Origin of the sequence: Nonomuraea sp. NPDC048892 (assembly GCF_040649735.1) — a bacterium.
Taxonomy (GTDB): domain Bacteria; phylum Actinomycetota; class Actinomycetes; order Streptosporangiales; family Streptosporangiaceae; genus Nonomuraea; species Nonomuraea maheshkhaliensis.
This window is the reverse complement of sequence record NZ_JBEZFZ010000032.1, coordinates 96,206-105,170: the sequence shown is the minus strand read 5'-3', so window position 1 is coordinate 105,170 and position 8,965 is coordinate 96,206. Positions and strand designations below refer to the sequence as shown.

The 8,965-nt window shown below is 69.9% G+C and carries 5 protein-coding genes; 3 read left to right on the top strand and 2 right to left on the bottom strand.

Annotated features, from left to right (window positions below; translation table 11 throughout):
• Positions 1-308: 308 nt before the first annotated feature.
• Positions 309-2,399: a S9 family peptidase gene (locus AB0C28_RS49380; protein WP_357861844.1), complete on the top strand. Its 2,091-nt coding sequence runs from the start codon at positions 309-311 to the stop codon at positions 2,397-2,399.
• Positions 2,396-3,379, top strand: coding sequence for an L-glyceraldehyde 3-phosphate reductase (gene mgrA, locus AB0C28_RS49375; protein ID WP_358083423.1), 984 nt, complete (start codon positions 2,396-2,398; stop codon positions 3,377-3,379). Before AB0C28_RS49380 ends, mgrA begins: the two co-directional genes overlap by 4 nt.
• A 7-nt stretch (positions 3,380-3,386) precedes the next feature.
• On the opposite strand, the gene AB0C28_RS49370 is transcribed toward mgrA, so the two are convergent.
• Positions 3,387-5,780 (bottom strand): lysylphosphatidylglycerol synthase transmembrane domain-containing protein, encoded by a 2,394-nt coding sequence (locus AB0C28_RS49370; RefSeq protein ID WP_357861848.1) that lies wholly within the window; start codon positions 5,778-5,780, stop codon positions 3,387-3,389.
• Positions 5,781-5,996: 216 nt separating this feature from the next.
• Here AB0C28_RS49370 and AB0C28_RS49365 point away from each other — a divergent pair, with 216 nt between their 5' ends.
• Positions 5,997-8,003, top strand: coding sequence for a molybdopterin oxidoreductase family protein (locus tag AB0C28_RS49365; protein ID WP_358083421.1), 2,007 nt, complete (start codon positions 5,997-5,999; stop codon positions 8,001-8,003).
• On the opposite strand, the gene AB0C28_RS49360 is transcribed toward AB0C28_RS49365, so the two are convergent.
• Entirely contained in the window at positions 7,990-8,913 is a 924-nt protein-coding gene (locus AB0C28_RS49360) for a GNAT family N-acetyltransferase (RefSeq protein WP_358083418.1), read from the bottom strand. The two genes, AB0C28_RS49365 and AB0C28_RS49360, sit on opposite strands and share 14 nt — an antisense overlap.
• Between the last annotated feature and the right edge of the window lie 52 nt (positions 8,914-8,965).

Here is an 8,965-nt window from a genome sequence, read left to right as displayed (position 1 = left end):
AGCCGTTCAAGTCCCTGTCAAATTGACCGGACTCGCTCGACCTGCGGGAATTAAGCGCCGCCCCCTTTCGGAGACAACCCCTCAAACTTACCAGCCGTTCGGCCGTTCTGCGAATCGATCTCCAGACCGGCGCGTCAGAAGGGTTTGCCGACAAGCGAGACACAACACACCAAAGTCACCTGAGTGAGAGAGGAGGGTTGCGCCGCACCGCGTCGGCTCCTAAAGATTAGCAGCGCTTCCGAGCCCTCGTGCCGCTTCGCCGTCTTCTCCGGCAACAGAACGATCACGACCGAACATAGACTCCCCACGTGAGCAGCAACACGCCGCCAGTGGCGAAGAAGGTTCCCACGAAGCGCATCCATCACGGCGACACCGTCATCGACGAGTACGCCTGGCTGAGCAACAAGGAAGATCCCGACACGACCGCCTATCTGGAGGCGGAGAACGATTTCCTCAAACAGCAGACCGCTCACCTCTCCGATCTCCAGGAGCAGGTGTTCCAGGAGATCAAGGGCCGCACCCAGGAGACCGACCTGTCGGTGCCCAGCCGCAAGGGCGCGTGGTGGTATTTCTCGCGCACCGAGGAGGGCAAGCAGTACGCGGTCTCCTGCCGGGTCCCCGCCGACAGCGACGCGCCCCCGGAGATCACCCCGGGCGAGCGGCTCGACCGCGAGCAGGTGATCCTCGACGGCAACGAGCTGGCCGGCGACAGCCCGTTCTTCTCGGTCGGCGCCAGCTCCGTCAGCCCCGACGGCACGATGCTGGCCTTCTCGACCGATTACAAGGGCGACGAGCGCTTCACGCTCAGGTTCAAGAACCTGACGACCGGCGAGGTGCTCCCCGACGAGATCACCGACATCTTCTACGGCGGCGCCTGGTCTGCCGACGGGTCGACGTTCTTCTACACGCGGGTGGACGACGCCTGGCGCCCCTTCCAGGTCTACCGGCACGCGCTGGGCACCCAGGAGGACGTACTCGTCTACGAGGAGTCCGACGAGCGCTACTGGGTCGGCATCGGGCTGACACGCAGCGAGAAGTACCTGGTGCTCGGCGCGGGCAGCAAGATCACCAGCGAGGTGCGGATCCTCGACGCGAACGACCCCGCGGGCGAGTTCAGGGTGGTCCGCCCGCGGACGACCGGCGTCGAGTACGGCGTCGAGCACGCGGGCGACTTCTTCTACGTGCTGCACAACGAGAACGCCGAGAACTTCGAGCTGGCCACGGCCCCGCTCGACGACCCCGGCACCTGGACGCCGCTCATCCCGCACGGGGAGGACACCAGGCTCCTGGAGATCGACGCGTTCTCCGACCACGCCGTGGTGCACCTGCGCCGCGACGGCCTGACCGGGCTGCGCGTGCTCCCGTACGGCTCGGCCGGCGGCACCTGGCGCGAGCGGGTCGAGGCGTCGGAGCGGAACGCGTACGAGATCGACTTTCCCGAGCCGCTCTACGACGTCGGCCCGGCCGGAAACCCGGAGTTCACGACCAGGCGGCTGCGGCTGGCCTACACGAGCATGGTCACCCCACCCAGCGTGTACGACTACGAGCTCGACAGCCACGAGCTGATCCTGCTCAAGCAGCGCCCGGTGCTCGGCGGCTACGACCCTGGCGACTACGAGCAGTTCCGCGAGTGGGCCACGGCCGGCGACGGCACGAAGATCCCGGTTTCGATCGTCAAGCGCAAGGACGCGGCCAAGCCCGCCCCGACCCTCCTGTACGGGTACGGCAGCTACGAGACCTCGATCGACCCCGGCTTCTCGGTGCCGAGACTGTCGCTGCTCGACCGCGGGTTCGTCTTCGCCATCGCGCACGTGCGCGGCGGCGGTGAGATGGGCCGGCGCTGGTACGAGGAGGGCAAGCTCACCAGGAAGCGCAACACGTTCACTGACTTCGTGGACGTGGCCAGGCACATGAAGGCGTCCGGCTGGAGCGAGCGGATCATCGCGCGGGGCGGTTCGGCAGGCGGCCTGCTGATGGGCGCGGTGACGAACCTGGCTCCCGAGCTGTTCGCGGGCGTGGTGGCCGAGGTGCCGTTCGTGGACGCGCTCAACACGATCCTCGACCCGTCGCTGCCGCTCACCGTCATCGAATGGGACGAGTGGGGCGATCCGCTGCACAACCCGGACGTGTACGCGTACATGAAGAGCTATTCGCCCTATGAGAACGTAGACGGCGGGCCGTACCCGCCGATCCTGGCGATCACGAGCCTGAACGACACGCGCGTGCTGTACCACGAGCCGGCCAAGTGGATCGCCCGGCTGCGGGCGTCCGCGAGCGGCGGGCCGTTCCTGCTGAAGACGGAGATGGGCGCCGGTCACGGCGGGCGCAGCGGGCGTTACGACGCCTGGCGGGAAGAGGCGTTCGCGCTGTCGTGGATCATCGAAAGGGGCACAGCATGACCTACCAGGCCGACGAGGGGCGTTATGAGCGCCAGCCGTACAACCGCAGCGGGCGCAGCGGGCTGAAGCTGCCCGCGGTCTCGCTGGGGTTGTGGCACAACTTCGGCGACAACCGGCCGATCGAGAACTCGCGGGCGATCCTGCGCCGCGCGTTCGACCTCGGCGTCACGCACTTCGACCTGGCGAACAACTACGGCGTGCCGTACGGCTCGGCGGAGCGGAACTTCGGCCGGATCTTCAGCGAGGACTTCGCCCCTTACCGGGACGAGCTGATCATCTCGACCAAGGCGGGCTTCGACATGTGGCCGGGCCCGTACGGCGAGTGGGGTTCGCGCAAATACGTGCTGGCCAGCCTGGACCAGTCGCTGGGGCGCATGGGCCTCGACTACGTGGACATCTTCTACAGCCACCGTCCCGACCCGGAGACGCCGCTGGAGGAGACCATGGGGGCGCTCGACCGGGCCGTGCGCTCGGGCAAGGCGCTGTACGCCGGCATCTCCAACTACTCGGCCGAGCAGACCGCGCAGGCCGCGCGGATCATGCGCGAGCTGGGCACGCCGCTGCTCATCCACCAGCCGTCCTACTCGATGATCAACCGGTGGATCGAGGACGGGCTGCTGGACGCGGTGGAGGAGGCGGGCATGGGCTGCATCGCGTTCTCGCCGCTGGCGCAGGGGCTGCTGACCGACCGTTACCTCGACGGCGTTCCCACCGACTCGCGTGCGGCGACCAGCAGGTTCCTGAACGCCGAGCAGATCAACGTGCAGCTGGCGCGCGACCTCAACGAGATCGCGCGGACCCGGGGTCAGACGCTGGCGCAGATGGCGCTGTCGTGGGTGCTGCGGGACTCGCGGGTGACGAGCGTGCTGATCGGGGCGAGCAGCGTCAAGCAGCTTGAGGACAACGTGGCGTGCGTGGACGGCCCCGCCTTCACGCAGGACGAGCTCCAGGCCATCGACAAGCTCACCGGCTCGGCATGAGCACGCCTCACAGGGCTTCGTGCCGCTGGAGGTAGGTGAAGGAGGCCCAGCCGGGCAGGACCGGGAGCCAGAACGTGAGCAACCGGTACAGCAGCACGGCCGAGGTCGCCAGCTCCTTGGGCACCCCGGCCAGCACCAGGCCGCCCACGAGCGCCAGTTCGACCGCGCCCAGACCACCCGGTGTGGGCGCGGCCGAGCCGATCGCGTTGGCCGTGAGGAAGACGACCGCCACGGCGGTGAAGCTGATCTCGTGGCCGAAGGCGGCGATGCAGGCGTGCAGGCACAGCACGAACATCAGGGTGATCATGAGCGTGCCGACGCACGCCTCGACCATCTTGCGCGGCGACTGCAGCACGTCGAGCAGCCGGGGCAGCACGTTGGAGAACAGCTTGCTCATCCGCGTGGTCAGCAGCCGGCGCAGCGGCGGGATGCCGAGCACCGCCACCACCAGCACGGCGACCGCCAGCATGACCAGGACCAGGCCGCGTGACGGCGTGAACGAGGTCGCGGTGGTGGAGCCGGTGATGTAGGCGAACAGGGCCAGCAGCGAGATGTGGAAGACGAGCATGATGAGCTGCGAGGCCCCCACGCTGGCCACCGCGCTGGCCGGTGGGACGCCGCGTTTCTGCAGGTAGCGTGTGTTGATCGCGACGCCGCCGACGGCGGCGGGCGCGACCAGCTTGACGAACGACGACGCGAACTGCACGAGCACCGTGCGCCAGAGCGGCAGGGGCTCGGGGACGAATCCGCGCAGCATGAGCGCGGCCGCCACGAAACTGGCGAACGAGGCCACCAGGGCGAGGCCCGACCAGGCCCAGTTGGCCGTGGTGACGACGTGGTAGACGTCGACCTGGCTGAGCTGGTAGAGCACGATGTAGGCGGCGATGGCGCTGGCGATGATCGTGATCAGGGTGCGCGGACGGAAGCGTTCGAGGCGGACTTCCTCGACCTTGCTCTGCGGCTTGAGGGCGACGATGTGCTCGCGGATGGCGGGCAGGACGTTCTTCGCCTTCGACAGCGCCGAGCGGGTCTCCCTGGTCAGCGCGATCTGCTGGAGCAGCGGCATGGCGGCGGCCAGCGCGTCGGGGCCCATCACGGCGGCCGCGGCGCGTACGGAACGCTCGGGGCCGACGCGCAGCGCCAGGTAGGTGAGCAGCTGGGCGACGTCGAGGCGCAGCAGCAGGTCGCCGGCGGCGACCTCGCCGCTGCGGGCGTCGGTGAGCACCACGCGGCCCGCCCGGTCGACGTGGATGCTGTCGCCGGTGAGGCGGCGGTGGGCCAGGCGCTGGATCTGCAGCAGCTCGACCTGCTCCCAGATCTGGGCGAGCAGGTCGTCGTCGATCTCCTCGTCGGGCAGCTCGTCGAGCGGGCGCGTGTCGATGTGCTCGTAAGCGAGCAGCGCGGCCTCGGTGCCGATCTCGCTGGTGCCGAGCAGGCGGGGGGTGCTGGCGCCGGCCGCCTGGGCCGCGTACGCCATGAGCGCCTCGCGTTCGAGCTCGGCCCGCAGCGATCTGATCGCCCGCCGCCTGGTCTCGGAGTTGAGCCGGAAGCGGCGCCACAGCCGGTAGGGGAGGCCGGCCACCTGCCGGTCGCGGTCGAGCACGGTCACGTCGAGGCCGGAGCCGTCGCGCAGGCCGATGGCGTAGCGGCGGCTGCCCTGGTGGTCGTCCTCGATGCGGCGGGCGGAGATCGGCGAGAACGACAGTTTGCGCAGCGCGGCGACCACGGCGCTGCCGGCCGGTCTGGTGTTGGGGCTGCCGACCCCGTAGAGGGTGGCGTAGCCGATGGCCATGCCCACGAGGACGGTGACGATGGCGCTGGGGATGGTGATCTGGCGGCCGGAGAAGAAGGCCAGGATGTAGAGGGCGATCGTGGTCCACATCAGCATGCGCCAGGTGGGGCGGCGGGAGATGCGGACGGCGGTGGCGTACGCGACGACCGAGGTGAGCAGCGTGTTGAGCGGCTCCATCTCGCGCCCGCCGGTGAGCAGGACGCGCAGGTCGTAGGCGTTGCCCCCGACGAGCCACTGCCCGAGCAGGAACGAGCCGGCCATGCCGACGATGGCGGCGATCAGCCCTTCGGCCACGCGCAGCCCGTCGCGGTGGAAGACCCGCTCGACCGCGAAGGCGGCGGGCACGATGAGGACGGCGGCGCCGCCGAGGAAGGCGGCGATCCTGCTGAGCAGGGGGACGAGCTCGGCGCCCTCCTTGACGTCGGCCTCCAGCCCGATCAGTGTCTGCTTGGCGACCAGGGCGAGCAGGACGACGGCGGCGAGCACGAGGATCGTGGCGATGAAGCGCAGCAGGTCGGAGGGCCGGCGCAGGCGCTGGGGCAGCAGCGGCTCGACGACGTAGACGGCGTTTACGTCGTCAGGGTCGTGGTCAGGGCGCGACTCAGCCACGGCGGGATCCTCCTCCGAGAGGTCCTCCGTGTTGTCTCGTTCCCTGATATCGGCCACCGAGAGAGATTCTGCCCCTTCCCGTGCCGGACCGTACGATCTCCGCCCCCCAGTGTCGTCGATCGTGCTCCAGTCGTCGCACGGGGCAGGCTACACGCTGGAGTTCCCACCCTTCACCTCTGATTTCCCGGCGCACCGAGGGGACGTAGGCTGTTCCTCATGTCGGGCGAATTGAGGGTTTTGGGGGCATGTCCACTGGACTGTCCGGATACCTGCTCCTGGGTGGTCACCGTGGAGGACGGCGCCGCGGTGAAGCTGCGCGGCAATCCCGACCAGCCCTACACCAGGGGCGCGCTGTGTGTGAAGGTCAACCGCTACCTGGAGCACACCAGGGCGGACGACCGCATCCTCTACCCCATGCGCCGGGTCGGGCCGAAGGGCTCGGGTCGGTTCGAGCGGATCACGTGGGAAGAGGCGCTCGACGAGATCTCCGTACGACTGCGCGGCATCGTCGAGGAGCACGGTGGCGAGGCGATCTGGCCGTATCTGGGCACCGGCTCGCTGGGCTACCTGCAAGGGTGCGAAGGCGTGGCGGGACGGCGGTTCTGGAACATGCTCGGCGCCTCCAAGCACTGGCTCAACATCTGCTCGGCGGCCGGCAACAGCGGCCTGCGCCGGACGAACGGCACCGCGGGCGGCATGGACCCGGAGAACTTCGCGCTGTCGAAGCTCATCCTGCTCTGGGGCACCAACACCCTGACCACCGGCCACCACCTGTGGAAGTTCATCCAGGACGCGCGGGCGAACGGCGCCCACGTCGTCGCCATCGACCCGATCCGCACCAGGACCGCCGACCAGGCCGACGAGCACCTCGCGATCAGGCCGGGCACGGACGGGGCGCTCGCGCTCGGGCTGCTCAACGTCGTGCTGGCCGAGAACGCGCAGGACGAGGAGTACCTGGCCGAACACGCCGAGGGCTGGGACGACTTCCGCGAGGAGATCCTGAGCTACCCGGTCGAGCGGGTGGCCGAGATCACGGGGATCCCGGCCGAGGCCGTCCACAGGCTGGGGATGAGGCTCGCGCACACGCGCCCGACCGCGCTGCGCGCCACGCACGGCCTCCAGCGGCACGCCGGCGGCGGCGCGGCGCTGCGCACGATCGCCGCCATCCCCGGCGTCACCGGCGACTGGCGCCACCCCGGCGGCGGCATGGCCTTCTCCACCAGCGACCACGTGCACCTCAACGTCGACCGGCGCGACGACCTGCTGGCCGAGCCCGTGCGCACGCTCGTGATGACCAAGCTGGCCTCCCAACTGGAGTCGGTGAAGTGCCTGTGGGTGTACGCGGCCAACCCGGCCGGCTCCTCCCCCGACGCCAACGCCATCAGGCGCGGCCTGGCTCGCGAGGACCTGTTCACGGTGGTCATGGAGCACTTCCCGACCGACACCGTGGACTACGCCGACATCGTGCTGCCCGCGACCATGCAGACCGAGCACCACGACCTGCACGCCGGGTACGGCCACATGTACCTGCTCTGGAACGAGCAGGCCGTGCCGCCCCCCGGCGAATGCCTGTCCACGACGGAGACGTTCCGGCGGCTGGCGGCGCACATGGGGATGACCGAGCCGTCGCTGTTCGACTCGGACCTGGAGCTGGCCGAGCAACTGCTGAACAGCGGGCATCCGTCGCTTGAGGGCATCACCCTGGACAGGCTGCGCAAGGAGGGCTGGATGCGGATGAGCTACCCGCGGCCCTTCACGCCGTTCGCCGAGGGCTTCCCGACGCCGTCGGGGCGGCTGCGCTTCCCGCCCCGGGGGAAGGCGTACGTGCCGTCGCACACGGCCGCCGCGGCGGGCGACTCGCCGTACCCGCTGACGTTGATCACGCCCGCCTCGCACACGTTCCTGAACACGACCTTCGGCAACAATCCCGAGCTGCGCCGCCGGGCGAAGGATCCCGTGGTGCTGGTCAACCCGGCCGACGCGGCGGCGCGCGGGCTGGTGGACGGCCGGCGCGTGCGCGTGCACAACGACGGCGGCGAGTTCCTGGCGGACGTGCAGGTCAGCGACCGGGTGGCGGCCGGGGTGGTGGCCTCGCGGAAGGGGCACTGGCCCAAGCTCAGCCCCGGCGGCGCCAACCCCAACGCGGTCGTGGCCGAGCGGGACGCCGACATGGGCAGGGGCCCGGCCTTTCACGACAACCTGGTGGAGATCACCCCAGTGTGAGCTTGTATCCCTCGTGGGAGGCGGTGAAGCCGAGCGAGTCGTAGAAGTGGTGCGCGCCCGTACGTGACTTGTCGGAGGTGAGCTGCACCATCGCGCAGCCGCGCGCCCGCGCCCTGTCGATCGCCCAGGTGATCATCTCGCGGCCGAGCCCCTGGCCCCGGGTGGAGGCGGCGACCCTGACGGCCTCGATCTGGCACCGCTCGGCGCCCAGCCTGGACAGCCCGGCCAGGTAGGTGAGCTGCATCGTCCCCACGACCTTGCCGTCCCGCTCGGCGACGATCAGCTCGTCGTACGGGTTGGCGTCGATCCGGTCGAACGCGGCGAGATACCGCTCGTCGTTCGGGTCGCCCTCGCGCGCGGCGCCGAGGTGGTCGTCGGCCAGCATCGCCACGATGGCGGGCACGTCCTGCCTGCGGGCCTGACGGAAGACGAGGGACAGCACGTAGTGGGACTCCATCACCGCGGGGTTGGACGGCAGCGCCATCACCTGGCCGCTGGGGGTGAAGCCCTTGCGGGCGTAGAGGGCTCTGGCGGCGTGGTTCCCGTCCACGGCCCACAGGCCGATCCGCCCGGCCCCCGTGCCCCTGGCCCAGTCCACGGCCTGGTCCACGAGCCGGGAGCCCACGCCCGCGCCTCTGGCTTCGGGGGCGACCCACATGGACACCAGGTGCGCGTCCTGCTCCTCCAGCAGCACGCACACCAGCCCGACGTCCTGGCCGGCGCGGGTGGCCACCCACCAGCACGACTCGGGGTTCGCCAGCCGCTGCGCCCACGTCTCGGGGTCGAAGGCGATTTCGCGGTCGTACGAGGAGCCGAACGCGTCCGGCGAGTCGCGCAGCGCGCGTAGCCGCACCTCACGCAGCCGGGGCCCTTCGCCGGGGCCGAGCCGCACAATGTCGATTTCCTGCATGCCCGAAATCATGTCAGGGACAGCTCAGGGTCTGTCCCCGATGCCCCCAGGG